Source organism: Paenibacillus melissococcoides, from assembly GCA_944800085.1.
Lineage (GTDB): Bacteria > Bacillota > Bacilli > Paenibacillales > Paenibacillaceae > Paenibacillus_B > Paenibacillus_B melissococcoides.
In genome coordinates, this window is record CALYLO010000008.1 from 258,594 (window position 1) to 283,160 (window position 24,567).

21 protein-coding genes are annotated in these 24,567 nt (G+C 54.5%); 16 read left to right on the top strand and 5 right to left on the bottom strand.

Annotated features, from left to right (window positions below; all coding sequences use genetic code 11):
* The first annotated feature begins 155 nt into the window (after positions 1 to 155).
* The 3 genes from OCY70_RS26100 to OCY70_RS26110 all read left to right on the top strand — a co-directional run bounded on the left by OCY70_RS26100 (position 156) and on the right by OCY70_RS26110 (position 3,421).
* Positions 156 to 1,013 carry a polysaccharide deacetylase family protein gene (locus tag OCY70_RS26100; RefSeq protein WP_249725400.1) on the top strand — a complete coding sequence of 286 codons (858 nt, stop codon included), beginning with the start codon at positions 156 to 158 and terminating at the stop codon, positions 1,011 to 1,013.
* A 23-nt stretch (positions 1,014 to 1,036) separates the two neighbouring features.
* Entirely contained in the window at positions 1,037 to 1,771 is a 735-nt protein-coding gene (locus tag OCY70_RS26105) for a YkyA family protein (protein ID WP_213429567.1), read from the top strand.
* A gap of 459 nt (positions 1,772 to 2,230) precedes the next feature.
* Positions 2,231 to 3,421 carry an IS4 family transposase gene (locus OCY70_RS26110; protein WP_261945266.1) on the top strand — a complete coding sequence of 397 codons (1,191 nt, stop codon included), beginning with the start codon at positions 2,231 to 2,233 and terminating at the stop codon, positions 3,419 to 3,421.
* 391 nt (positions 3,422 to 3,812) lie between these two features.
* Here OCY70_RS26110 and OCY70_RS26115 read toward each other — a convergent pair whose 3' ends face one another.
* Positions 3,813 to 4,022: a hypothetical protein gene (locus tag OCY70_RS26115; RefSeq protein WP_168182654.1), complete on the bottom strand. Its 210-nt coding sequence runs from the start codon at positions 4,020 to 4,022 to the stop codon at positions 3,813 to 3,815.
* Between the two features lie 381 nt (positions 4,023 to 4,403).
* Between OCY70_RS26115 and OCY70_RS26120 the strand changes: the two genes are divergently transcribed.
* The gene (locus tag OCY70_RS26120) at positions 4,404 to 5,387 is read left to right on the top strand and encodes an ROK family protein (RefSeq protein WP_213429539.1); all 984 of its coding nucleotides are present in this window, start codon (positions 4,404 to 4,406) and stop codon (positions 5,385 to 5,387) included.
* 96 nt (positions 5,388 to 5,483) lie between these two features.
* On the top strand, positions 5,484 to 6,137 hold the full coding sequence (locus OCY70_RS26125) for a bifunctional 4-hydroxy-2-oxoglutarate aldolase/2-dehydro-3-deoxy-phosphogluconate aldolase (RefSeq protein ID WP_213429538.1): 654 nt from the start codon (positions 5,484 to 5,486) through the stop codon (positions 6,135 to 6,137).
* A gap of 219 nt (positions 6,138 to 6,356) precedes the next feature.
* On the opposite strand, the gene OCY70_RS26130 is transcribed toward OCY70_RS26125, so the two are convergent.
* Positions 6,357 to 6,722, bottom strand: coding sequence for a FlxA-like family protein (locus OCY70_RS26130; protein WP_213429537.1), 366 nt, complete (start codon positions 6,720 to 6,722; stop codon positions 6,357 to 6,359).
* A gap of 435 nt (positions 6,723 to 7,157) precedes the next feature.
* Here OCY70_RS26130 and OCY70_RS26135 point away from each other — a divergent pair, with 435 nt between their 5' ends.
* The gene (locus OCY70_RS26135; RefSeq protein ID WP_213429536.1) at positions 7,158 to 8,129 is read left to right on the top strand and encodes an alpha/beta hydrolase; all 972 of its coding nucleotides are present in this window, start codon (positions 7,158 to 7,160) and stop codon (positions 8,127 to 8,129) included.
* Between the two features lie 293 nt (positions 8,130 to 8,422).
* Positions 8,423 to 9,625: a transglutaminase domain-containing protein gene (locus OCY70_RS26140; protein WP_213429535.1), complete on the top strand. Its 1,203-nt coding sequence runs from the start codon at positions 8,423 to 8,425 to the stop codon at positions 9,623 to 9,625.
* Positions 9,626 to 10,006: 381 nt separating this feature from the next.
* On the opposite strand, the gene pgtP is transcribed toward OCY70_RS26140, so the two are convergent.
* Complete coding sequence (gene pgtP, locus OCY70_RS26145; protein WP_213429534.1) at positions 10,007 to 11,371, bottom strand: phosphoglycerate transporter PgtP; 1,365 nt, start codon at positions 11,369 to 11,371, stop codon at positions 10,007 to 10,009.
* A 412-nt stretch (positions 11,372 to 11,783) separates the two neighbouring features.
* Here pgtP and OCY70_RS26150 point away from each other — a divergent pair, with 412 nt between their 5' ends.
* From OCY70_RS26150 to OCY70_RS26165, 4 genes are all read left to right on the top strand, one after another.
* Entirely contained in the window at positions 11,784 to 12,731 is a 948-nt protein-coding gene (locus OCY70_RS26150; protein ID WP_249725391.1) for a substrate-binding domain-containing protein, read from the top strand.
* A complete protein-coding gene (locus OCY70_RS26155; RefSeq protein ID WP_213429533.1) occupies positions 12,728 to 14,200 on the top strand; it encodes an ATP-binding protein in 1,473 nt (490 codons plus the stop codon). The genes OCY70_RS26150 and OCY70_RS26155 overlap by 4 nt, the downstream gene beginning before the upstream one ends.
* Entirely contained in the window at positions 14,157 to 14,837 is a 681-nt protein-coding gene (locus tag OCY70_RS26160; protein WP_213429532.1) for a response regulator transcription factor, read from the top strand. Before OCY70_RS26155 ends, OCY70_RS26160 begins: the two co-directional genes overlap by 44 nt.
* Positions 14,838 to 15,053: 216 nt before the next feature.
* The gene (locus OCY70_RS26165) at positions 15,054 to 15,782 is read left to right on the top strand and encodes an amino acid ABC transporter ATP-binding protein (RefSeq protein WP_213429531.1); all 729 of its coding nucleotides are present in this window, start codon (positions 15,054 to 15,056) and stop codon (positions 15,780 to 15,782) included.
* Between the two features lie 226 nt (positions 15,783 to 16,008).
* On the opposite strand, the gene OCY70_RS26170 is transcribed toward OCY70_RS26165, so the two are convergent.
* Complete coding sequence (locus tag OCY70_RS26170) at positions 16,009 to 17,253, bottom strand: IS110 family transposase (RefSeq protein WP_261944499.1); 1,245 nt, start codon at positions 17,251 to 17,253, stop codon at positions 16,009 to 16,011.
* Positions 17,254 to 17,660: 407 nt separating this feature from the next.
* Here OCY70_RS26170 and OCY70_RS26175 point away from each other — a divergent pair, with 407 nt between their 5' ends.
* The 5 genes from OCY70_RS26175 to OCY70_RS26195 all read left to right on the top strand — a co-directional run bounded on the left by OCY70_RS26175 (position 17,661) and on the right by OCY70_RS26195 (position 22,176).
* Complete coding sequence (locus OCY70_RS26175; protein ID WP_261945265.1) at positions 17,661 to 18,467, top strand: transporter substrate-binding domain-containing protein; 807 nt, start codon at positions 17,661 to 17,663, stop codon at positions 18,465 to 18,467.
* An 85-nt stretch (positions 18,468 to 18,552) separates the two neighbouring features.
* Positions 18,553 to 19,224 carry an amino acid ABC transporter permease gene (locus OCY70_RS26180; RefSeq protein ID WP_213429529.1) on the top strand — a complete coding sequence of 224 codons (672 nt, stop codon included), beginning with the start codon at positions 18,553 to 18,555 and terminating at the stop codon, positions 19,222 to 19,224.
* Positions 19,224 to 19,874 carry an amino acid ABC transporter permease gene (locus OCY70_RS26185; RefSeq protein ID WP_213429528.1) on the top strand — a complete coding sequence of 217 codons (651 nt, stop codon included), beginning with the start codon at positions 19,224 to 19,226 and terminating at the stop codon, positions 19,872 to 19,874. The genes OCY70_RS26180 and OCY70_RS26185 overlap by 1 nt, the downstream gene beginning before the upstream one ends.
* A 95-nt stretch (positions 19,875 to 19,969) precedes the next feature.
* Positions 19,970 to 21,223, top strand: a complete 1,254-nt coding sequence (locus tag OCY70_RS26190) for an ATP-binding protein (RefSeq protein ID WP_213429527.1) — start codon at positions 19,970 to 19,972, stop codon at positions 21,221 to 21,223.
* Positions 21,224 to 21,252: 29 nt separating this feature from the next.
* Positions 21,253 to 22,176: a response regulator gene (locus tag OCY70_RS26195; protein WP_213429526.1), complete on the top strand. Its 924-nt coding sequence runs from the start codon at positions 21,253 to 21,255 to the stop codon at positions 22,174 to 22,176.
* A gap of 67 nt (positions 22,177 to 22,243) precedes the next feature.
* Here the strand turns inward: OCY70_RS26195 and OCY70_RS26200 are convergent, their stop codons facing one another.
* Positions 22,244 to 24,553 carry a beta-glucosidase gene (locus tag OCY70_RS26200; protein WP_261945264.1) on the bottom strand — a complete coding sequence of 770 codons (2,310 nt, stop codon included), beginning with the start codon at positions 24,551 to 24,553 and terminating at the stop codon, positions 22,244 to 22,246.
* Positions 24,554 to 24,567: the final 14 nt, after the last annotated feature.

Here is a 24,567-nt window from a genome sequence, read left to right on the forward strand (position 1 = left end):
TCTCGATTCCTACCATATTTTTTCTGTGAAATGGTAACAACATTGTTTATATTAATCCCGCTTATTTTCCCTTTTTGTCATGTTTCTGTAATGTCAAAATGCTAGACTTGTATTATAGTAGTGTCGAAAGAAGGAGAAGGAAGTGGAGAAAGAGCATGAATGATCGAAACGTGATGTCGAGAAGCACACGGAAGCGGAAGAGCAAGAAAAGATGGATCGGACGGACCGTATTATTGCTGCTTGTTGTGGGCATTTGCTATGGCGCATACTCGGTCGCTAAGAGTTTGATAGGAACCGGCACGGCGTCCGCGACCGGCAGCGAACTGGTTGTCACGGAAGTCGCCGCCTTCGCATCGGCAGCGGTCGAGAAGGAAGTGCCGAAGGAGTATAACGGCATGACCCGCAAGGTCGCCTATCTTACATTCGATGACGGTCCAAGCAAGTATTCGAACGACATGCTGGATCTGTTGGACCAACACGGTATCAAAGCGACGTTCTTCATGCTTGGCGACAATATGAGAACCTATCCCGACGCGGTGAAGCGGATCGTGGAAGACGGCCATTATCCGGGGCTTCACAGCATGTCGCATGACTACAATAAGCTGTACAAGAGCGGCAGTTCGGACAATTTTATCAAGGAATTCCAGGAAGCGCAGGGCATCGTGAACGATATCACCGGCGTCACGCCGACGCTTATCCGCGCTCCTTACGGCAGCGCTCCGCAGATCGGGGAATCGTTCCGGGGCGATATCGCGCAGGCCGGATTCAAGATGTGGGACTGGACGCTCGACTCGCTCGACTGGCAATATGTCGGGCAGCCGAACCGGATCCTGGAGCAGGTCAAGGCAGGATTGACGGAGGACGTGGAGGTCATCCTGATGCACGATCGCCAGCAGACGCTGGAAGCATTGCCGTCGATCATCGAGTATATCCAGAGCAAAGGGTACGAGTTCGAGGTCTATGATCCGAACGCTCACTTTGTATGCAATTTCCACCATGACAAGCGTCTGTAGCAGGAACTAGGGAGGTACGAAGAGTGGCAGGATTGAGAACATGGGGCGCAGCGGCGGCGTTATTGTCCATCGCCGTAGCGATGTCGGGATGCGGCGCATCGCCGACGACGCAAATTTTCGACCGGTTCGAGAAGGCTTCATCGACGGAAGTGAACGTGCCGGCCGCGATGAGCTCGCTAAAAACCCTTGAAGATAAAGATGAGAAGCACTACATTTCGATTATTAATCAAGGCAAGCAGGACAACCGCAACGTGCAGACGCTGATCGACAATACGAATCAGGCGCTCGCCGAGCGCAAGCAGGTGCTGGAGCAGATGAAGGCCCAGTTGGACGAGGCGCGCGATCAGATTGGCGAGATGGACGGCATCATCGCGAATCTGAAGGAAGAGGAGCTGAAGAAGCCGGCGGAAGAAGCCTATCAAGCTTACGTGAAGCGGTATGACACGTTCAAGTCGCTCTTCGAGAGCTACGAGAAGTGGATTGAACACGAGCAGTCGCTGTACGAGCAGCTGAAGTCGGAGGATACGAAGCTGAAGTCCATTAATAAGGCGGTCGCGGAACGGAATGAAGCTTACCGCCAGGTCGAGGAATTGAAGAAGCAGTTCAACGATTACACGACGCAGTTCAATACGCTCAAATCGGATTTCTACGAGAAGGCGGGCTTGCAGGTGAAGAAGCCTGAGCAGCCGAAGGAAGATGACGACTCCGTAGATCCTGAATTGGAAATTCCGCCAATCGAGAACGACGGCAGCGAATGATCCAATGCATAGCCCTCATCGCTTTTTCTCCGTCCTGCAGGCGGCGGAATGGCGGCGGGGGCTTTTTTAGCCGTTGCGACAAACTGTTGCATGTGCCGATGCGGAGACGATAGGATCAAAAAAAGGGAGTGTCTCACAGGCACTGCAAAATGATGGAGATGACGAGGTAACAGAGAATGTGGATGCGGGAAAAACGGCGGCGCGAAAACCGGTGGAAGATGGATGAAGCAGTGAAATGCTGCGTGGATGCATCAATTTCTGCTCTTTAAGCCGCTATTTGATGAAATTCCTGCAAAAGTACCACTAGCGTTGCATCAATCTTTTTACGAAAATTTCTATCCCATAAGTCTCTATATTTGTAACTTATTGAACTATATTCATGGACAAAAATAAAGAAATCTCCTATTGTTGAGTTACCCTAACGTTATCCATAAAACGCCTCAACAAAGGAGATTTCTTATGGATAACGTACCGAATCATAACGTCATTTGTCAATGCCTAAAATGGTTACATGTCCATTCTACTCGACACGAGTCATTGGAGTACCGGGCCCAAAAGCTGTTTGTCGGCTCTTCGACACTCTTATTTGTAGAGGCACAGCTTCAGCAACGAGACTCATACAAAGTCATGTCAGAGCATGTAGCGGCTAATCCTGAATTTCAAGATCTTCTGGGTCTCAAGAGCATAAGCGCTTCTCAACTATCGCGGAAGCTGAAACGGCTGCCTATGGAGTATCTTCAGACGCTCTTTTTCTCGCTCATTGATCGAATCAAGCAACTTACAAAAGGGAAACGCGGCATTACGCCTGGTATTGGGAAACTCAAGCTAATCGATTCATCGGGAATTACACTACCTCCCATTCTCGCGAAATGGTCCTATTGTTCCAAAAGTAGCCATGGCGTGAAGATGCACACCTCCTTGGTCGTTGCGGACTCCAAAACGATGTATCCAGACAAGATCGTCGCTTCAACCAAAGATGTAGCCGATCATGAAGTCGTGTTGGAATTTACAGTGGATAAAGATGCGACCTACGTGATGGACCGAGGATACCAGGTATACGACCATTTTCAGAAATGGGTAGAGGATAAGATTAAATTTGTTTGCCGCGTCAAGCAAAAGAGCCGGTTAACGATCATCAGAAAAAGAGACCTCCCCAAAAGGCAGAATGGGTTTATCCTTGATGCTGATGTGACGATGCCGGAGCTGCCAGCGGTTCTGCGTTTGATTGAGTTTAAGGATGACCAAGGGCGTACCTATCGAATTGTAACGAATCGATTTGACTTATCCGCACATCAAATTGCCGAGATTTATCGAAATCGCTGGCATATTGAGTTGTTTTTTAAATGGGTCAAGCAGAATATTCGATTGGTAAAACCCCACGGTTATACGGCCGAAGCGATTTGGAACCAAATGTATATTGCTTTAATCGCGTATGCTCTCTGTTTGCTGATTAAATTAACACTGGACTGTAAAAAGTCGACATGGGACCTCCTCCAGTTGATTCGCATCTATGCGGAAAAACCATGGGAAAATTTGATCGCTGCACTCAACCGCAAGCCGACTCGAACATCTAGAGGTCGACCAAAGCGAAATGGGAGACGTCCGAAAAAGGCAACAAAGTCGATGAAACCGAGACTGATTGTGACGTAATGACAAACGAAAACGATTTTTACATATAATGGATAACGCGTAGGGTCTGTTTCCAGCTCGACTTTTTTAGACTTAGCGCGGACATCGCAAATGTAAATATATATCATATATTGATGTTAATTGAAATTAGATTATGAACTAACCGCTCGATGCAACGCTAGTGCAAAAGTACATGATGTTCATCGATTTTTGTCTTTTATCGATTGGATAGTCAGAAATTGATGCCGTTTTGCAGGATTCCATGTAACGGAGTACACGTCAAAAAGGAAAAGTGTAGTTTTGCAGTTTTTCGGCGAGTCGAGCTTTGAGAATCAGGGGGGGCTGTCTCACTGTAGTGAAATACTACTTTGGGGACACCCCCTTCGAACGAACTGGTTGGACGGGTTGCGTGTCACCCCCATGTCTTGTTCACGAATTCGGCAGCGATGAGAAAGACGATGTAGGAGACGATAGCGGATGCAATGTACGTGATGCCGATCTTCACACGCTGCTGGAAGAGACGGACGATTCCCAGGCTGACGAGCGGACACACGATAAGCAGAAAAAACAGCACCGTCACGAACATCTGCGGGCTTATGGAACTGATATCGACGTATGTCATGAATAATCACCTCTTGAACCGATGGTTGAGCGTTGCTCCTGACTATTGCACATCTATAACCAAATGTAGCCTTCCCTATGCAGTGATATACATCACAGTATCATTATAACGATTTGCCGTTCCCGAGTCTTCCATTATGATTGCAAGATTAAGGCGATTTTGAGGCGAAATTGGAGAAGAATGCTGCGGCGACGCTGTTGAAGGCAGCCGCAGAGGCCGTTTTGCGCCTTCGAACCGTGGCCCGCCGGATAGAATCTCTTTCTCTTTGTTTGCGGGAAATTTATAATTCGGTGATTTTTTCACGCAAAAGATCGGTCCCTCTCGTGCTATAATACGAATCAAACATAGCTATTCGACTAGAGGGAAGGGCAGGAAACCAGCATGTACTATATGGTAGGGATCGATGTCGGCGGCACGAATATCGTGTGCGGCCTGGTGAATGAGCGGTATGAATTGGTTGGAAAGCTGAAGCAGCCTACGGAAGCGGCGCTCGGCGTCGACCATGTTTTGAACAAGATCGCCAATATGATTGACGAACTGTTCGTTCAGTTCGAGGCGGATCGCAGCCGCCTCCTGGCTGTCGGCGCGGGAATTCCGGGGTTCATCGATCCGGAGCGCGGCGTGAGCCTTTTCGCCTCCAATCTGAAATGGCATAATGTAGACGTCTCCGGGCGGCTCAGCGCCAAGGCGGGCGTGCCGGTCTTCATCGACAACGATGTCCGCATGTACGTCTATGGGGAAGCGATGAGCGGAGCCGGCCGGGGGGCTGGCGTCGTGCACGGCGTCACCATCGGGACCGGACTGGCGGCGGCGACTGTCGTGCGAGGGGAGCTCTATTACGGAAGCGGATTCATGGCGGGAGAGCTGGGCCATGTCGCGATCCCGGGCGAGACGACCCCGTGCGGATGCGGGCTGACCGGCTGCCTGGAGACGGTGGTCTCGGCGACAGGCATCGTGCGCCAAGCGAAGCAAGCGCTGGAGGGAGGTCGCGATAGTCTGCTGAGCGGCGCATACGAGCGGGGAGAGCTGACCGCGGCCCATGTGTCGCAAGCCTATGACGAAGGGGATGCGCTGGCTATCGAGATTATGGAATATACCGGCCAGGTGCTCGGCACCGGACTGTCGTATTCCATCTCGCTGCTGAGCCCGGATGTCCTCGTCATCGGCGGCGGCGGCGCCATGGCCGGCGACCGGCTGCTGAAGCCGGTGCGGGAGACGCTGTCCCGCTCCGTCTATCACGGCTATCTGGAGCGGCTCACGATTCGCCAGGGCGAATTAATCGATGACGGAGGCGTCATCGGCAGCGCGGCGTTCGCCAAGAGCCGGGCCGACAAGCTGCGGCAGTCAGGCGAATTAAGCTGGTAAATCGAGTCGGAGCCTCGTCTCTGCGCGAAGCGAACACATAGCCCAGCGGCTATACCTGGGCTGAACTAGAACTAAAGCCGGGAAGGGGGCGGGAAGATGGAGTATCCGGACCGCAAGGAAGATCTAACGTCACCCATGCTGCAGGAACGGATTGTCGCCATATTCCGCGGCTTTACCGGAGAAGCTGCCGATCGGGCAGGGGAAGCGCTGGTGTCCGGCGGGATACGGTTCATGGAGGTCACGATGAATACCGAGGGCGCCCCGGATATCATCCGGCGATGGCGTGCCCGGTTCGAGGGCCGCGCCTTCATCGGCGCCGGCACGGTGCTGGATGCCGATATGGCCCGAACGGCCTTGACGGCGGGAGCGGAGTTCCTGATCTCGCCCAATCTGGACGAGGCCGTCATCGATTATGCCGCCGCGCGCGGCGTCGATGTCTGGCCGGGCGTGCTGACCCCGACCGAGATCGTTCGGGCGTGGAATGCCGGTGCCAAGGCGGTCAAGCTGTTCCCGCTCGGCACGCTTGGGCCGAATTATATCCGCGAGATTCGCGGACCGCTGGCCCATATTCCGATCATGGCGACAGGCGGCATCGATCTGTCGACGATGGAAGCTTATGCCGAGGCGGGCGCCTCCGCGTTCGGGCTCGGATCGAAGCTGATCCGGAGCGAGGACATCCGTTCCGGGAATTATGCCGCCTTGGCTGAACATGCAGCCCGCTTCGTCCGGTTGGCGAGAACGTTGGGATAGCGAAGCATGCGGGAGAACCGCTAATGCTGGCAGATGCAAGAGAGACGCTGCCGGAATGGGAAGCCGAGCCCCGCACAAGGGCGGTGAGGATGCAGCAGAGGAGAGTGCGCCCCTTTGGGCGTGCCGCGCCGGCCCAGGCAGCGGATGGTGAACCGCCAACCATGTGCCGCGCGGGCCCAAGGAGCAAGCGTTGCCGGGCGGGGAACATCCCGTCCCGGGCTACAGCTTCATATCAATAAACACAGAATTGCCTTGCGGCTTCTCGTCCGGTTGAATCAAGTCGCTAATCGAAGGCCCGATATCCCCTTCGGCCGCTTGGGACGGGTCTTGTTTTTTCTTCTCCATCTCCATTTTTTTCTTCAATAGCTGCTGAATTTGCATTTCAATGACCTGCATCTCCATCTTGAGCGCCTTTATTTTTTCGTCTTTTACCTTTTGCTCGTCGTCGCCCGTCGCGACGGCCGATATTTTCTCCGCAATGACGGCTTTTCGTCTGTTCAGCCTTTCAATTTGCCGGTCGATGCCGCTGGCCGCACTGCTGCCAGAACTGACCAGACCGCCTGCAGATACCGCAGATACATTCATTTTCAATCCTTCCTTTCTCCTTGCAAGGGATAGATGCGTGCCGCGGCCGCCTTCCCGACACCCCGGGCATCTCGCCACTATACTGAAGATATCGGTATTCTTTCGCAATTTTTGAACAGTTACGGCAAAATTTAGGATACTAAAGTTCGTGGAAACGAGCCGCAGCGAAAGGAGGTTGCCCGGAAGGGAGCGGCTGCTCCCGTTGATTGCTTGTCTTTATCGCATCTTGAGCCGTAATTCTAGGAAAAATTGGACCTATGGTATACAATAAAAGTAAATTGATTTCGGGAAAGATAGTCACTGCGGGGCTGCCGATACAAGAAGGTAGGCCACAACGAATCCTGCACATCGCGTCTCCCCAAGGCATGCCGCTCATGCGGCAACGGCTTGCGGCATCGATGGGATGGATGAACCGGAAAGTGAGGCGATAGAAATATGACAGAGCTGACTGATCTGTGGTCCTACAGCATGGGGGCGATGGCCGCGCTGAGCTGCCTCGCCGGAGGGACCTGGACGCTGGCGGTGAAGAGCCAGTCCCCGCGGCAATTGCCGGTGCAGAATGAGCCGGAGCGCCCGTTCGAGCGCATCTCCTTCGACGGTTGCGCCACGCTGCAGGGCTGGTTCGTCTGGGGCAAGGGGAACACTCCGGCGAAGCGTGCTCCGGTCATTATGATTTGTCACGGATGGGGCTCGAACCGCGAGCGCGTGCTTCGCTATGCGTATCCGCTGGCAGATGCTGGCTTCAATCTGCTGCTGTATGATGTCAGCAGCCATGGAGACAGCGGGGCGGTCAAGGCCCCTTCGCCGCTTCTGTTCCGCGACGATCTGCTCGCCGCGGTTCGATATGTGCGCACCCGTTCCGACGTCGAGCCGGATCGTATCGGGGTGCTCGGCCATTCGTTGGGCGGCTTCGGCGCCGTGATGGCTCTCGATTGCGGACTCGACGTGCAGGCGCTGGTGACGGATTCGATGCCTGCGCGCCCGTTGACCCTGGTCGCTGCGGAGCTGCGCAGGCGGCGGCTGCCGTCTTTTCCGCTGGCCACGGTGATTCCGCGCATCTGGCTGTACCGCGCCCAGATTCCCGTGTCGGTCTATGAAGAGCTCGATCTGGCCCGCTTGCTGGCTGACAACGAGGCCCGAACGGAAGCCCGGGTGCCTGTATTGATGGTGCACTCCCGGGGGGACGCCTTCATCCCGGCAGGGGAGCTGGAAGGGATTCTGGCCCGGCTGGCTTATCCGCAGCAGCACATCTTCGTCGACAGTCCGGGGCATAGCTGCTCGGAGCAGGATCCCCGCTTCTGGCAGGAGGTGCTTCCGTTCTTCCGCTGGCACCTCGGGCTGTCGGCCGAGATGCCTTGTTCTTATCCGGAGCCGGCGCCGGCGGCGCGGCAGACGTTATTGACTTGAATCCGATGAGGCGCAACCGGTTTTTTCGGCCGGCTGCGTATTTTTTTATAGGCAAATGCCGCATCGATTCGCTACGGCTCGTCTTTTTCCAAGAAGGAGGAAATGGGATGTCCAGGTGGAACAAGCCTGAACCCGCACTGTTGCTGGTGGACACTGTCGAGCAGAATAGAATCGTCAGAGGCCGGGAACGGCGAAGCGCATCCCATAACTAGACAGCATCTGCAAAATCCGTATGTTACGATACGTACCACCAAAGGCGGACAACACCGCCGGATGGAAAGGTGGGTTGCGGATTGGTTGATGCAGATGTGCGAGAGGGCGGGGGATACGATGAGGGAACGGCCATCCGGAAGCGGCCAAGACGGCGCTCCCCGTTCTCCGTATTGCGTATGCTGCTCTTGGGCTGCTTCATCGTCAGCGTGGTGGCTGGATTGGCCCTGTGGCCGACGGTGGAAGCCCGCCCCTTCGAAGTCGTGCTGAATGACGCAGCGGCGATGACGAAATGGTTCGAGGAACGGTTCACGCAGCGGGAGGGCATTTCCTCATTCCGTTATGAAGGCAGCACCGATACGTTGACGGCGCTGGTGACGGAAGCTTTGTCCGCCGCGCTTCATTCCGATCCATTTATCAGGTACAATGTAAGCAAGTATTCGTTCCAATGGAAAGGGAGCGCCGATTATGCGCTCGTCACCGTATATGTGGAATATAGAGAAACGCGGGAACAAACGCAGTTCGTCTTGAACCGGGCGCGCGAGATTGTGCAGGAGATTACGGCTCCGAATGATTCGCCGCATCAGAAGGTGAAAGCGATACACGACTATGTCGTAAGTCATCTCACCTATGACGAGGGAATGACCAAGTTCACGGCGTATGAAGCCCTGACGGAGGGCCAGACCGTCTGTCAAGGCTATGCGCTGCTGGTCCATGCCATGCTGAGAGAAGCGGACATTCCGGGCCAGATTATCGAAGGCGAGGCGGGGGGAACCCTGCATGCCTGGAATCTGGTGCAGCTCGACGGTTCCTGGTATCACTTGGACGCAACTTGGGACGACCCGCTGCCGAGCCGGGGCAAGCAGATCCGGTATACGTATTATTTGCGGACCGATGAAGAGATGCGGGGCGATCATATCTGGGAGGCGGGGCAGGCCCCGGCTGCCGATCGGGCCTACGCGCTGGCCGTTGACCGGATGAAGGCGGAGGGCGGCGCGCTAAGCGGCTTCGCCCGCGAACTGGAGAAGGTATGGAGCCCGGACGTGCTCCTGGCCGATCGCGCCGTTCATGACGCCCCCGCCTTGGCCGAGCGGTTCCAGACGGCCCGCGCTGCCGGCAGCGAACGGATGCAGATTCGGTATGAAGGCGATGAATTGCAGCTCCGATCGGATCTGCATGACATGGTAGCGATGCTCGGACTTCCCGCTCCGCTGGAATACCGCGTCTCGTCGCTGACGAACAGCGAGGATCGAATCGTGGAGATTACGATTCCGGCTTCGCCCTAACTTACGGTAGTCCTCTTCCTCTCTATAAGGCCCCGGGTCCGCTCAGGCGGAACCGGGGCCTGTTTATTTTTTGATGTATGTCAATCAGCGGCGTACCGTATATACGCAAGCCATTCGGCCCTGTCCCCAAAGATTATGAAATGGTATTGGGGTGTCTTGAAGGACTGAATCAAATTTCGATTTTGAACGCTTTGGTTGAGGTAAAATCAGTGATTTTGCTCATGATACATTCGCCTGGAAGGAAACCGGGAATGATGAGTTGATACCATACAGTTATGCTAAAACCATCCGGCTCCAATAACATTCTTGACCTAAGCATCGCTCACACGACAAGAAGCTCCTGTCGGGCATCTGCCCGGGAGGAGCTTCTCTGAACTGCACTTACGATTTCACCGCTTCCTGCTTGGCGCGCTCCATTTCCTTGGCCCCCATATGGGTTAGAATGCAGAAAATAATGCATAAGACTACGGCAGTCAGCAATACGTAGAAGCCGCCGTTCCAGCCCACCCGGTCTACCATGAAGCCGAAGAGCGTCGTTCCCAAGGAAGCGCCCAAAATATAGCTCATAAATCCGCGCAAACCAACCGCCGATCCAACGGCGAAGGGCGGCACGACCTCCAGCGTCTGGACGGAAGCGAGGAACTGCGGAATGTAAATCAGACATCCGATGATGGCCGCAAAGATGGTCGTGACCAGCAGCGACCCGCTCTGCCAGTACCCAATGATGCAGAAGAAAATCAGGGTCATGGCGATAATGGCCGGCGGCATGCGGTAGCCCTTGAAGAACCGGTCCGAGATGTAGCCGACCAGGAGCGTGGAAGGGATGGCCGCCCATTCGAAAAAGAGAAAGGCGACGCTCATTTCCGCTTTTGTGAAATGTTTCACGTTCAATAGATAGATTGGCAGCCAGCTAATAATGCCGAAGCGCACCATATAGACGAATACGTCTACGAACGAGACGAACCAGGCGTTTTTGTTGAACAGGACATAATTTTTGAAAATTTGCCAGACCGACATATCCTCCGGCGGCTTGGAAGCGGAGGAGGCCGATGCAGCCGGCTCGGATTCATCCGGGACGATCTCGTTCAGCGGCGGCAAGCCTTCGTTGACCGGAGAGCCCTTCGTCAGTGCCAGTACAATCAAGGCGAACACGATCGCGACCGCCGCCGGCACTTGATAGCTTGCCGCTTGCCAGTGCTCCTGGCCCAGCATGGCGAAGCCGACCCCGACGACAGGCGCCACGATGCCGCCGCCGACATTATGCGAGATGTTCCAGATCGCGCCGACGACGCCTCGCTGTCTGCGCGGGAACCAGTTCGCGATCGTGATGAAGCTGGGACCGACGCCCATTCCCTGGAATATGCCGTTTAAAATAACGAGTACGGCGAACATCCAGAATGCCGCAGAGAAGCCCATCATAATATTGACCAATGCGCACATGAGAAGACCGAGGGCCATATACCTTTTCGGATCGGCCTTATCGGCCAGACTGCTCATCAGGCCTTTGCTGATGCCGTAGGCAATGAGCATGCAGCTGCTCAGCAGCCCGACTTCCGTCGCGCTGAGGTGCAGATCGTTCTGGAGATGCGGCGTCGATAACGCAAAATTGTTCCGGACGATGTAATAGGCCATATAGCCGAAGAAAACACCAAGCAAGGATTGGAGCCGGAAGCGTTTATACGTTTTTTGGACTTGCTCCGGCGGCACCTTGGCAGCGCTTACTCTAGGCTTCAAAAATGAAATCATGCGATCAACCTCGATTCTTAGCTGTAGATAAACAAAATCAAAAACGATGATTGCGGGGACGATGCATTCCAACGGTTAGCGGAACCGGTTTCATTAGAGTGGTGACTCTATCGTGATGTCTATGGGCTGTCCACGGCGTTATCGTACCTCCCTGTCTTCCGTATGCATTCCTCGCTTTTCATTATCAGGCTTAGGCCTGCTGCGATACTATCAGCAAAGTTCTGATTTTTTGTAGGAGAAATCGAGGGTGCTGTCGGAAAAAATCCTACAGCGGCCGGGACGGGTAGGCATAAACTCTTAAAAAAAAGGGGAAAGGACATCGTTTATAGAGAGGCTATGCTTTTCGTGCTATACTGGGGGATGCAAAATACGTCCCCAAGATTGGTCCTGAGGGAGGGAGCCTATACGCACCATGAAGAATAGGAGGATCAGGCTGCCAAGGGCAAGAGGCATGCTGCTTCTGATGCTGCTTGCCGCGATGATATCGGGATGTACGGCCGGGCGCTCCGGCTATCAGATTGTGTTCGCCGAGACGGAACACGCGCCGCCCGATTCCCGAGACGATTCGCCGCCCCCGCTTCGCGTGGCGATTTCGAGCGTGCTGTCGCCGACGGATACGATCAATTATTATCGGGCGATTGCCGATTATGTGGGAGACAAGCTGAACCGGCCCGCGATCCTGATTCAACGCAAGAGCTACAATGAAATCACCATGTTAATGATGAATGGCGGGGCGGATATTGCTCTGTTGTCTTCAGGGGCTTATCTGACCTACAAGCAAAAGCAGGCCGAGGGGCTGGAAGCGATTGCGATGCAGGAGCGAATGGGAGTCCCGTATTATTATGGTTATCTGGTCGTCAATCGGGACAGCGGGATGACGGATATTAACGATTTGAAGGGGAAAAGCATCGCCATTACCGATCCGGCGAGCTACTCCAGTTATTTTTTCATCAGTGAGCGGCTGGCCGAATTCGGGGAAACGCCGGAGCATTTTTTCGGGCGCTATGTGTATACCTATAATCATGACAGCTCGCTTAAGGCCGTCATTGACAGGGTCGTGGATGCCGCGGCGGTGAACAGCCTGGTCTATGAGCAGGCCAAGCGCAAAAATCCGGAGCTGGCCGATTCCCTGCATATTATCGCCAAGTCGAAGCCGGCAGGCACCAGTCCGGTCGTCATCAGCAGCAGCTTGCCGGATGAAGAGAAGCAGATGCTAAAAGACATTTTTCTGTCCATGCATGAGCAGGAAGCGATGAAGCCGGCGCTGGAGGGGCTGTTCATTGATCGCTTCGTTCCCTTCGATCCGCGGCTGTATGAGACCGCTTACAGAGGAAAACCTTCTTCGCGAGGCCGCCTATGAGATGGATGGGCAGGCTTCGAATTAACCAGAAAATATTCGGCACCATCTTCGCCGCCCTCATCTTCCTCGCCTTGGTCCTCGGCTCGATCATCTGGGACTCGCTGACGAGCATGATGGCGGAGGAGCTGAAGAAGCGGGGCGCCAATATTGCGCAAAATATTGCGGCATTGAGCTCGGATTATATCCTTACGGACGATCAATTTTCGCTTCATCTGCTCATTTCGCAGGCCCAGAAGACGAACGAAGACGTTCGCTACATCCTGGTGATCAACAGCAATAACGGTCTGGTCGGGGACACCTTCTCCGGGCAACTGCCGTTAGGCATCCGGACCGCCCACCTGCCTGATGGTTCGAACCGCCAGCAAGCGGCCACGCTGCTGACGGATGAAGGCCGTATTCATGACATCCTGGTCCCTATCGAGGGGGGAGATGTCGGATTCGTTCGCGTCGGCATGGAGGAGACCCAGGCCCGAGCCTATATTTTTATGAAAATCGGGGAACTGATTGTCGCGGCCTTATTGGTGTGCGCGGTCACGGCGGGCATTACGTATTACGTGACCCGCTTCATTACGAAGCCGATCAATAATCTCGTCGCCGTGGCGACCGGGATATCGGCTGGCAATATGTCTTTGCGGGCGCAGGTGACGAGCGGCGACGAGGTGGGGAAGCTGGCGCAGGCGTTCAATGAAATGGCGGATAACCTGATTGACTCCAACATTGAAGTCGAGAAGCTGCTGACCGAGCTGCAGCACAAAGATCGGCTGCGGGATACGCTGATTTTGAAGCTGCTGTCCGCGCAGGAGGATGAGAGAAAGCGAATCTCGCGCGAGCTGCACGATGAGACGAGCCAAGCGCTCACGTCGCTGATGGTGACGATGCGCGTGCTGGCCGATGAAGCGAAGGATGCCGATCAGCGGGAGCTGCTGTATGCCAGCCGCGATATGGCGGCCGGAATTTTGCGGGAGATCCGGGATTTGGCGGTGGAATTGAGACCGCCGATTTTGGACGATATGGGATTGATCTCCGCGATCAAGAAATATGCCCAAAAATTCGAAGAGAAGCACAAAATTGCGGTGCTGCTGACCGTTCCCGAAGCGGATATCGCCATCGACAGCCATATCGCGGTCGCCTTGTACCGGATTTTGCAGGAAAGCTTGACCAATGTCGTGAAGCATGCGGCGGCGACCCGGATTGAGATCCGGATGGACGTCTCCGATTCTCGCGTTCAATTGACGATTCAGGACAATGGTCATGGCATCGAGCCGGAAGATTTCGCAAGGGCGCGCGAGCAGCAGCGGATCGGAATCTACGGCATGAAGGAAAGAGCCGAGCTGCTGGGCGGTTCCTTCCATGTGACAACGACGAGTGCCGGCGGGACCGAGCTTCGGGCGTCCATCCCGCTAACACTGGAACAAGGGGGCAGTGATGGAACAGACCATTCAGACCGTCAAGATCATGATCGTGGATGACCACGCGTTGCTCCGCGCAGGCTTGAAGCTGCTATTGCACAAGAAGCCATCCTTCCGGGTGGTTGGCGAAGCCGCCGATGGCGTGGAGGCCCTGCGGCTGTATGAGGAAGTCCAGCCGCATCTCTTGCTGCTCGACATCAGCATGCCGCGCCTGGACGGCATTCAGGTGCTTGCCGAAATCAAGCAGCGGCATGATCAGGCGAAAGTCATCGTTCTCACCATGCATGAAGATGAGGATTATATTACGTCGATTATGCGGGCGGGAGCATCCGGTTATATTCCGAAGGCGGCGGTGGATGAAGAATTGTACACGGCCATTGATTCGGTGATGAGCGGATACGTCTACCTGCGGCCGCAGGAAACGCGGATACTGTTGTCGTCGATGCTGAAAAAAACGCCGCAGGAAGCGGAGGCCGGCGATCCTTACCGGCTGCTGAGCCCGCGGGAAATCGAAGTGCTCCGTTTTCTGGCCAGAGGCTATACGCTGGCGGAGACCGCCCGGGAATTGATGGTCAGCATCAAGACGGTCGATACGCATAAGACGAGAATGATGAATAAGCTTAATGTTACGCGCAGAAGCCAGCTTGTCGAGTATGCCATGAAGCATCATCTTCTGCAGAGCGGACCGGAATCGTAGCGTTGCATGCAGGTTGGGAAAATCACCTTGAAAGCCGAGGCTTAAAGGTGATTTTTTTGTGCCCGGCCTGCGGGGAGCAGGTCCGCGATCCATCCGCCGCCCATTTCCCTGTAAATTTTATTATTTTAATTTTGTCGGATTCGGTAGTTTTCCGTTGTTTTCCTATTAACCTGTTTGTTATCACCGATTTCATTCCGGCGCAAAGGGGGGGAAGCAATGATTCAATTCCATCAAATCAACAAACATTACGGCAAATTCCACGTGTTGAAGGATATCAACTTATCGATTAAGCAGGGGGAAGTGGTCGTCGTCATCGGACCGAGCGGCTCCGGAAAGAGCACGATGGTGCGCTGCATCAACCGTTTAGAAACGGTTACGGACGGCGAGCTGATCGTGGATGGGGTCCGGGTCAATGACAAATCCACCGACATCAATCAATTGCGGCGGAATATCGGGATGGTGTTCCAGCATTTCAACCTGTACCCTCATATGACCGTGTTGGAAAACATTACGCTCGCTCCGATACAAGTAGCCGGCATGTCGAGACAGGAAGCCGAGCAGGCAGCGATGCTGAACCTGGAGAAGGTGGGCATTGCCGATAAAGCGAAGGCCTATCCGTCGCAGCTCTCGGGAGGGCAGCAGCAGCGCGTCGCGATAGCGCGGGGATTGGCGATGAAGCCGAAAATTATGCTGTTCGATGAGCCTACCTCGGCGCTCGATCCGGAGACGATCGGGGAAGTGCTCGATGTCATGAGAACGCTGGCCCGGGAAGGGATGACGATGGTCGTCGTCACCCATGAGATGGGCTTCGCGAGAGAAGTGGCGGACCGCATCGTCTTTATGGATCAAGGACGGATTATTGAAGAGGGGGAGCCGGCCGACTTTTTTACCAGCCCGCGGGAGGAGAGGGCGCAGGTGTTTCTCAGCCGGATATTAAACCACTAAGAAGTCAACCTTCTCGGTGCTCAAAACCAGCCTACATTGGAAGTTACGAATAAAAAAGTCCAGCGGTATGATGTCAAGTCCCTGATTGATGAGAATTGGAAAATTTCCTTGGCGTGCAGCAGGATCAATCCCAAAAAAGGCATCACCAAACTAGACCCAGTCGAAAATTAAGTAAAATACCATAATTTAACTGGGAATTAGAGAAGAAAATTCATGAGCCAAGGCATTATTGCTCTGTCGGCTTCACCTTCCTTCTGGGCGTATAGAGTTGGTCGTTGCGTAGCAGCACATCGACCAGACGCACAAGTTTTCTTGCCGTTAAGACGAGGGCACGTTTGTGTTGATGCTTAGGGACTTCATTGAATTTCTTCCGGTAGTACTCCCCGAATTCCGGGTCGCGGTTTTTTACCGAGTTGGCAGCTTCAACAAGGTAGTAGCGAAGGAATCGGTTGCCGGAACGAATGCGCTTTGTATCTTCCGCCTCGAAGGAGCCGGATTGGTGCTTGCGCCACGTCAGACCCGCATACTTGGCCAAGGCGGCTTGATCCGTGAAGCGGTCGATGTCGCCGATCTCGGCCAGGATGCCTGCGGCATAGACCCGATCAATGCCCGGAATGGAACGGAGGCACTGGCTGCTGGAAATGCCGTCTAAAATGCGCTCAATCGCCTTGTCGAGCTCTTTAAGCTGACTCTGGATGCTCCGGATCGACTGAATTGAGGTGCCCAGCACCAAATCAATGGAATCCTCGACAACCTTCGAGAGACGGTACGAGGCCCGAGCCGCCTTTTGAATACAGCGGGCGACGTGTTCGGGATCGGGGAAACGATTTCTCCCCTTGTCCTTGAGATAGTCAGCCAAACGGGCGACATCCATATTCGCCATCTCATCCAGACTGTACTTTTCCGAGAGCATTTCCATGATGGCATGGCCGAACACGGAACTGTCCACCTCCGCGCGAAAAGCATTGCACTTGTAGAACAGATTTTGCAAAAAGTATTGCTTCTCGCGGGTAAGGTTGTGTACGAGATGGAATCGCATGCGAGTGAGCCGCTGCAAGGCGATGTACTGTTCCTGCATCACGATAGTCGTCGTGAGTCTGCCAAAACGCAGGCGGTCTGCAATGATCCAGGCATCGATGCGATCGGTTTTGTCCAGGTCGGCATAAGCGTCTTTGAATTTGTTAATCAGCTTCGGATTAATGGTGAACACCTTGGCATTCAATTGTTGAAGGGCCTCATCTTCATGCAAGTACATGGCTGGATGCCAGCTGTAGACGGATGTGGCTTCAAGCCCGATATGAACCTCAGAGCAGGCTGTCTTGACCGCAGCAGAAATGATGCGATCCCGCAAGTAAGAGGCGCCGTGCAGATTGTTGGTGGTCTTGAAGGTCTCCAGGGTGTCGCCATCCGATTTCATCAAACAGGCTTCCAGTTCTTCGGAACTGACGTCAATACCGACAAAAAGCTTCAAGAGAATTCCTCCTTTCTATAAGGGATTCAGGGAACGGACTCTCCGGACTGTCTCCGGCGCACTCGCCGATCAATCACCCTCGCATATGAGAACACGCTTCGGTTCATGAGCTGCCCCGACGCTGCTACAGTCGGGCATGAGTTGCCGAAGGGAACAGCCAGCGGGTAAGAAGTGCAAGCGAGTACCGGAGAAACAGACTTAAAAAGTAGATTGGACTACAGGAGGGAGACGAATTTCCCCGAATGGAACCCTAAGTTCCATTGTCCAGAGACATTCCGGAAAGTCCAGTCCCCATATTAATTTTCAATGTGCAAGCTGGAAATTTTGAAGGCATTCTATGTTCCTATAAAGGACTGGAAAAAGACTCAAAACTGCCTTCAGGAAATACTATACGAGGAGTGTTCTTAATGAAACGTTGGTTTAAAGTGATTGGGGCCGCCGTAGCCGCCGCATTGATTGTAAGCGCTTTATCCGCATGCTCCCAAACGTCTGCCGGAGGCGAAGGGACGATTGAACAGATTAAAAAGAGAGGCAAGATCATTGCCGGGGTGAAGTACGATCTGAATCTGTTCGGGCTGAAGGACCCGGGCACCGGGGAAGTGCAGTGTCTCGATATCGACATCGCGAAGCAGATCGCGAAAAAGGTGCTCGGGGACGAAAACGCGATCGAGCTCATGGAAGTGACGTCCAAAACGCGCATCCCGATGCTGAAGAACGGCGACATCGACTTCATTATCGCGACGATGACGATTACGGATGAGCGGAAGAAGGAAATCGATTTCTCGGACGTTTATTTTACGGCGGGCCAATCGCTGCTCGTTCCCGTAGACAGCCCGATCAACTCCATCAAGGATCTGACCAAGGAATCGAAAGTGTTGACCGCCAAAGGATCGACATCGGCCAAAAACATTCGCGAATCGGCGCCGGATGCGCAGATCCTGGAATTCGAGAACTATGCCGAGGCGTTCACGGCATTGAAAGCGGGCCAAGGCCATGCGTTGACGACCGACAATGCCTTGCTGTACGGAATGGCGCAGCAGGACAAAAACTTCCGCGTCCTGGATGAGACCTTCACGGATGAGCCTTATGGCATCGGAATCCGGAAAGGCGATGAAGAATTCGTCAAGCTGGTCAATGAGACCTTGAAGGAACTGAAGGACAGCGGCGAATACGACCGGATTTATGAGAAATGGATCGGCAAAAAACCGAACTAGAGCGAGACCATTGAAGGGGGAGCAGGCGCTCGCCCCTTTTTAGAACACAGGGATACGAAGCAGTTCTACCTGGGAGGAGGAAATTATGTTTATTCAATTCACTGTCCTTACCGAGCATCTCGATCGCTACTTCATCGGCTTGGGGGGGACTCTTGCAGCCAGCGTCATTTCACTGATCGCGAGCTTTATCCTCGGCGGCGTCATTGCCGTGTTCCGCATTACCCCCATCAAGCCGCTGCAATGGTTCGGCACCGCGTATGTCGAGTTTCTTCGCAATATCCCGTTAATGCTGCTCGCCATTTTTGTTCTTGTTGGCCTGCCCCTGTTGACGGGCGCCCTTCTGGTGCCGTTTGCGGCTGGAATCGCCGCCTTGACGGTGTATACCTCGGCGTTTATTGCGGAGGTGATTCGGGCCGGCATCCAGGCGGTTCCCGCCGGACAGATGGAAGCGGCACGATCCTCCGGGCTGACCTATATTCAAGCGATGCGGCATGTCATCCTGCCGCAGGCGATCAAATTAGTCATTCCGCCATTGGGCAATCAATTTTTGAACCTGGTAAAAAATTCTTCGATCTTGACCGTGCTGGCGGCACCGGACTTGATGTACCACGCCGACCTGATTAATTCCGACACCTTCGACACGTTCAGCACGTATATTTTTGCCGCGGCGTTTTACTTGCTTTTGACGATTCCGCTGAGCTTCGGCATTCGTTTCCTGGAACAGAAGTATCAGAGCGGCAAAGGAGTTGAGGCCTAATGGACTTTATCGGAGCGCTGTCCCCCGTCAATATTCAATTTTTGCTGCAGGGCTTTCTCATTACGATCGAGGTGGCTCTGATCTCGATTGCACTCAGCTTTGTCATCAGCATTCTCGTCGGAACGGCCCGGTACGCCAAGGTGCCGGTGCTGGGCAAATTATGCGCGTTCCTCGTCGAGACGATTCGCAACCTGCCGCTGCTGCTGATTATCTTTTTTACCTATTTCGCCCTGCCCCAGCTCGGCATTAAGCTTGATAAATTTACCGCCGCGGTCATTGCGCTTGTTATTTTCGAGTCCGCCATGATCTCCGAGATCGTGCGGGGCGGACTGAATTCCGTCGAGAAGGGCCTGATTGAAGCAGGGCGTTCTTCCGGTCTGACGCAGGTGCAGACGCTGAGGCATATCGTGCTCCCGATCGCGCTGCGCCGCATGGTTCCGCCCATGGTGAGCCAATTCATCTCTCTGCTGAAGGACACGTCGCTGGCGGTCGTCATTGCGCTGCCGGAGCTAATGAACCATGTCAATATCATTAACGGCCAGAATGTCAATTACGTGATTCCGATGTTCCTGTTTGCGGCGCTGCTGTACTTCGTGGTCAATTACGTGCTGTCGATCGCATCCCGCAAGCTCGAAAGCAAGCATTCCTGAAAATGGATATTTTGCGAGACAAAACGGGTTCTTTTCCGGTACGATAAGAGGGAGGACGTTGAGGGCATCGGGAGGAAAGGGGCGATACAATCAGCGTGCAAGACCACAGGCTGCTTATTTGGAGCATCATTCTCTTATCGACGGGATTGCTGGGGGAGATGAAGATTACCCCATTCGGCGGCGATTTTCGCTTCTCGCTCGGAATTATGGCCTATTTTTTCGGACTGCTATGGTTCTCCGTGCCTGTGCTTGCGACCGGCATCGCCGTGGGCGCTTTCGTCGTTGTCTTCCGCATCATGCTAGGAATACTGCTGCATGGCATCCCGCTAGACGAAGGATTTATGCAGCATATGCCCGTATTTTTTTATTATGTCACCTTCGCGGCGATTATCTCTCTGCTCAGATTGAAAGCCAACGTAGAATATCATGTCAAAGTCGCCATATTCGGCGCGTTAGCGGATATCGTATCCAATGGGGCGGAATTGCTCATTCGGTTCGCTGCCGGCACGCCGCCCAATATGACGGTTCATGAGGCGCTGCTGGTCGTTCTCGTTGGCTTGCTGCGAAGCTTTTTTGCCGTAGGCCTATGCAATATGCTGGCGATTCGGCAAGTTCGGGCATTGGGAGAACAGCGGCAGAAGGAATTGGAGCGGTTAATGCTCATTAATTCGGATCTGTTCGAAGAGGCGTTTTATCTTCGCAAATCGATGTCCCATATCGAAGAAATTACGCGGGAAAGCTACCGGTTGTACCGATCGCTCAAAACCGAATCTCACCCGGGCGCGGCACAGGCGCTTCATATCGCGGAGCATGTGCATGAGGTGAAAAAGGATTCGGAGCGGATTTTATCCGGCTTATTCAAAATTATCCAGCAGGAACGGATGCTGTCCAAGCGCATCTCGATTGCCGGACTATGCGCCATGGTGACGCGGGCCAATGCGAATTACGGCATGCTGCTCGGAAAGAGCGTAGACATCGATGCCACATGCGACATCAATCTGTCCACCACTGAAATTTATCCGCTTCTCTCCGTACTGAACAACATCGTATCGAATGCCGTAGAAGCGCTGCCGCCTCAAGGGCGCATCCAAGTGCACGTCGATATCCGCGGCCAATCCATTTTGTTCTCCGTCACGGATGACGGCCCGGGGATATCCGCCGATGAGCTCGATTTGATCTTTCATCCCGGATACACGACCAAATTCGATGCGGAAGGCAACTCCTCCACCGGGATCGGACTGTCGCACGCCGCCGATATCGTGCGCTTGCTTAATGGTGACATCCGCGTCCGCAGCGCGCCCGGGAACACATGCTTCGAGGTCCGGATTCCTGTGGAGCGGTTGACTTGAAGAGGTTGAACGAAGGGAGGCTGTGAGCGTTGTTGAAATTTTATCTGGTTGAAGACGACCCTGCCGTTCGCAAAATGTTGTCGCGCATCGTGGACGAAAGCGGCCTGGGGGAGGTCGTGGGCGAAGCGGGGGACGGGTCTCATGCTTCCGCCGCCGCTGTCCGGGAAGCGGACATTGTCATCCTCGACTTGCTGATGCCGGGGCGCGACGGGATTGAGACCGTCAAAGCGCTTCGCGAGGAGAAGTACGGCGGTCGATTCATTATGATCTCCCAGGTGGAGAATAAAGAAATGATCGGCGAGGCTTACCAGCAAGGCGTCGATACCTTTATCCAGAAACCGATCAACCGCCTGGAGGTGCTGGCGGTGCTGCGGCGCGTCTCCGATCATCTGCTGCTGGAGAAGTCGATGCAGACGATCCGCAATTCGCTTCGCACGCTGGAAAGGGCCGGAACCGCGGATGCCGCGCCAGGCATTCCTCTCTACAAAGACAAACCAATCGAACAACAGGCCCGGTCCTTGCTGCTGCAATTGGGGGTTGCCGGCGAAGCGGGCGCTCCCGATCTGATTCGGATTATGACATGGTTGAAGGAACAGGAGCAAGGTCACAGCGTCCTGCCGGATCTGCCCCCGCTGAAGGCCATCTACGAACAGGTGGCGCTGCGCAGCCGCCAGGAGGCCGGAGCCGATTCCCATCTGCAAAAGGACGTGCGCGCGATCGAGCAGCGGATACGCCGCTTAGCCTTGCAAGCGCTTACCAATTTAGCGTCGCTAGGCTTAAGCGACTATGGCAACCCGACCTTCGAATATTTCGCATCGCGTTTATTCGACTTTCAGGAAGTGCGCCTGCGCATGCGGGAGCTGGAGGATCAGAGCAAGTCATCCGCCGCCAAAATAAACCTGAGGAAATTTTTGTACGTGTTTTATATCGAATCCTCGTCCCCCGGCCTGTGAACAGGCCGCGCCAACACAGCAAGGCAGCTCCATCCCGGGCATGGGCCCGGAAGGAGCTGCGCCGCAGTTAACGATTCAGTGCTTCCTCGTCCGCAGGCTGGGAGCTTGCCACGCGCTCCAGCATCTCCTCGACGACGAGATGAGGCGATTTATGCTGCAGCCATTGCTGGCCGAACATTTGAATAATTTTAATCAACGGGAAATCATTCCAAAATCCGACGAATTCCTCGTTCAAAGTGACAGGCTCTTCCACATGCCGGTTCATATCCGCCAGGTATTCCTCCAGCACCGCCCGCGAATGAGGGGAACGCAGCCAATCGCTCAGCAGGCTGAAGCGGTGAAATTCCACGGCTTGCATGCCGAAGTCGCAATGCAGCCGGCAGCGGAGCCGGATATCGCGCGAGGAGCTTCCCGCCAGGATATTGAAATACCCGGTATCGGCCACCCAGCATTGCTCCTTGGTGTTATAATAGGAAAAGTCCCTCCGGTCCAACGTAAAATGAACTTTTGCCGTTTCTCCCGGCTTCAGGCCGACTTTTGCGAAAGCCTTCAGTTCTTTGTCCGGACGCACCCACTGGCATTCCTCGTCATTCACATACAACTGGATGATCTCCTTGCCGCTTCGGGTGCCTGTATTGCGAATGACGCAGGTGACATGCACTTCGTCTCCCGCCTGAACCGCCTCGAGCGAAGCATATTCGAATGTCGTATAGGACAGGCCATGGCCGAACGGGAACTGAGGCTCCAACTGCTTCCGATCATAGTATCGGTATCCGGTGAACAGCCCCTCCCTATAATACAGCTTCCCGTTCTCGCCGCGCGGATAGAGATACGCGGGGGTGTCCGACAGCTTGCCCGGGAATGTCTCCGACAGCTTGCCCGAAGGATTGACCAGCCCGAACAGAATCTCGGCGATGGCTCTGCCTCCGCCTTGACCGGACAGCCAGCCCTGAATCACGCAAGGCACTTGATCAATCCAATGGCGCATGACGAGGGCGGTTCCGCTGCTGAGAACGACGATACAATTCGGTTGGGCTTCGGCTACCGCTTGAATCAGCTTACTCTGATGGCCTGGCAGGTCGATCGAGGCGATGTCGAGCCCCTCCGACTCAGAGGATTCGGGTTGTCCGGCGAAGATAATCGCCACATCCGAACGTGCAGCCAGTTCCGCGCTCTCCTTGATCAAGGCTTCATCGATCTGATCGATCGGGGCAGCTTGGGCATAGCCTTCCGCATAGCGAAGCTCAAGGCGCCCGCCGGCGATGTCTTGGAGCTCGTCCCAAGGGATATCGACGCGCGTCGGCGTCACTTTGGCGCTTCCCGCTCCCTGAATTCTCGGCTGCTTCGCGAACCGCCCGATGACGGCGGCGGATGACAGGCGCTCAGGCTGAAGCGGGAGCAGCCCGTTGTCATTTTTCAACAGAACCATGCTCTCGGCGTCCGCACGGCGGGCCAATTCATGCCGTTCCTCGGCGGATTGGATCTCTACCGCCCGGTGCTCTTTCGTCCGGCGAACCAACTCCACAATTCTTCTCACGCATGCATCCAATTCCCGTTCTTCTAATTCCCCGGATTGCACCGCTTGGACGATCGCTTTCGTATGATAATGAGCGGGACCCGGCATCTCCAGATCGAGACCTGCCTTGATGCCTTTGATGCGATTGTCTACGGCGGTCCAATCGGAGAGGACGACGCCGTCATACCCCCATTCTTCCCGCAGAATCCGCTTCAGCAAGAATTCGTTCTCACTGGTGTAATCGCCATTGAGCAGGTTGTAAGAGCACATGATCGTCCACGGCTCCGCTTTTTTCACAATTCGTTCGAACGCGCTCAAATAGATTTCGCGCAGCGTGCGCTCATCCACCTCCGAGCTGGTGATCATCTTTTCGTACTCCTGATTATTGCAGGCGAAGTGCTTGACGGAGGCAGCCACGCCCTGGCTTTGGAGCCCGTCCACGAAGGCGGCCCCCAGTTCTCCGGTCAGGCATGGATCCTCCGAATAATACTCGAAGTTGCGTCCGCCCAGCGGCGTTCGCTTCATATTGATGCCCGGCCCGAGCAAGATATCGGCATCGAGCTCCCGGCTTTCCTTCCCAAGCGCGATGCCGAGCTCGCGCAGCAGCTCCACGTTCCACGACGAGCCGATCGCCGAGCCTGTCGGGTAGCACGTAGCCGGCACATTGTCCCCCAAGATTCCGAGCTCTTCCGTGCTGGCCGTCTTCCGGATTCCGTTCGTGCCGTCATACATGGCGAGCGAAGGAATATTCAGCCGATCGATGCTTTTGGTCATCCACATGTTCAATCCCGCGCAGATCGACGCCTTTTCTTCCAGCGTTAACTGCGTCAGAATCATGTCCGTTTCAAATGCTGTTTTCATTGCCAGACCTCCTG

Bases quoted from the DNA above. Each gene is read 5' to 3' on its own strand.
- OCY70_RS26175 (WP_261945265.1), top strand. From the start codon at position 17,661: ATGAAACGTTGGTTTAAAGTGATTGGGGCCGCCGTAGCCGCCGCATTG.
- OCY70_RS26150 (WP_249725391.1), top strand. From the start codon at position 11,784: ATGAAGAATAGGAGGATCAGGCTGCCAAGGGCAAGAGGCATGCTGCTT.
- OCY70_RS26135 (WP_213429536.1), top strand. From the start codon at position 7,158: ATGACAGAGCTGACTGATCTGTGGTCCTACAGCATGGGGGCGATGGCC.
- OCY70_RS26155 (WP_213429533.1), top strand. From the start codon at position 12,728: ATGAGATGGATGGGCAGGCTTCGAATTAACCAGAAAATATTCGGCACC.
- OCY70_RS26200 (WP_261945264.1), bottom strand. From the start codon at position 24,553: ATGAAAACAGCATTTGAAACGGACATGATTCTGACGCAGTTAACGCTG.
- OCY70_RS26165 (WP_213429531.1), top strand. From the start codon at position 15,054: ATGATTCAATTCCATCAAATCAACAAACATTACGGCAAATTCCACGTG.
- OCY70_RS26160 (WP_213429532.1), top strand. From the start codon at position 14,157: ATGGAACAGACCATTCAGACCGTCAAGATCATGATCGTGGATGACCAC.
- OCY70_RS26185 (WP_213429528.1), top strand. From the start codon at position 19,224: ATGGACTTTATCGGAGCGCTGTCCCCCGTCAATATTCAATTTTTGCTG.
- pgtP (WP_213429534.1), bottom strand. From the start codon at position 11,371: ATGATTTCATTTTTGAAGCCTAGAGTAAGCGCTGCCAAGGTGCCGCCG.
- OCY70_RS26100 (WP_249725400.1), top strand. From the start codon at position 156: ATGAATGATCGAAACGTGATGTCGAGAAGCACACGGAAGCGGAAGAGC.
- OCY70_RS26130 (WP_213429537.1), bottom strand. From the start codon at position 6,722: ATGAATGTATCTGCGGTATCTGCAGGCGGTCTGGTCAGTTCTGGCAGC.
- OCY70_RS26110 (WP_261945266.1), top strand. From the start codon at position 2,231: ATGGATAACGTACCGAATCATAACGTCATTTGTCAATGCCTAAAATGG.
- OCY70_RS26120 (WP_213429539.1), top strand. From the start codon at position 4,404: ATGTACTATATGGTAGGGATCGATGTCGGCGGCACGAATATCGTGTGC.
- OCY70_RS26125 (WP_213429538.1), top strand. From the start codon at position 5,484: ATGGAGTATCCGGACCGCAAGGAAGATCTAACGTCACCCATGCTGCAG.
- OCY70_RS26115 (WP_168182654.1), bottom strand. From the start codon at position 4,022: ATGACATACGTCGATATCAGTTCCATAAGCCCGCAGATGTTCGTGACG.
- OCY70_RS26180 (WP_213429529.1), top strand. From the start codon at position 18,553: ATGTTTATTCAATTCACTGTCCTTACCGAGCATCTCGATCGCTACTTC.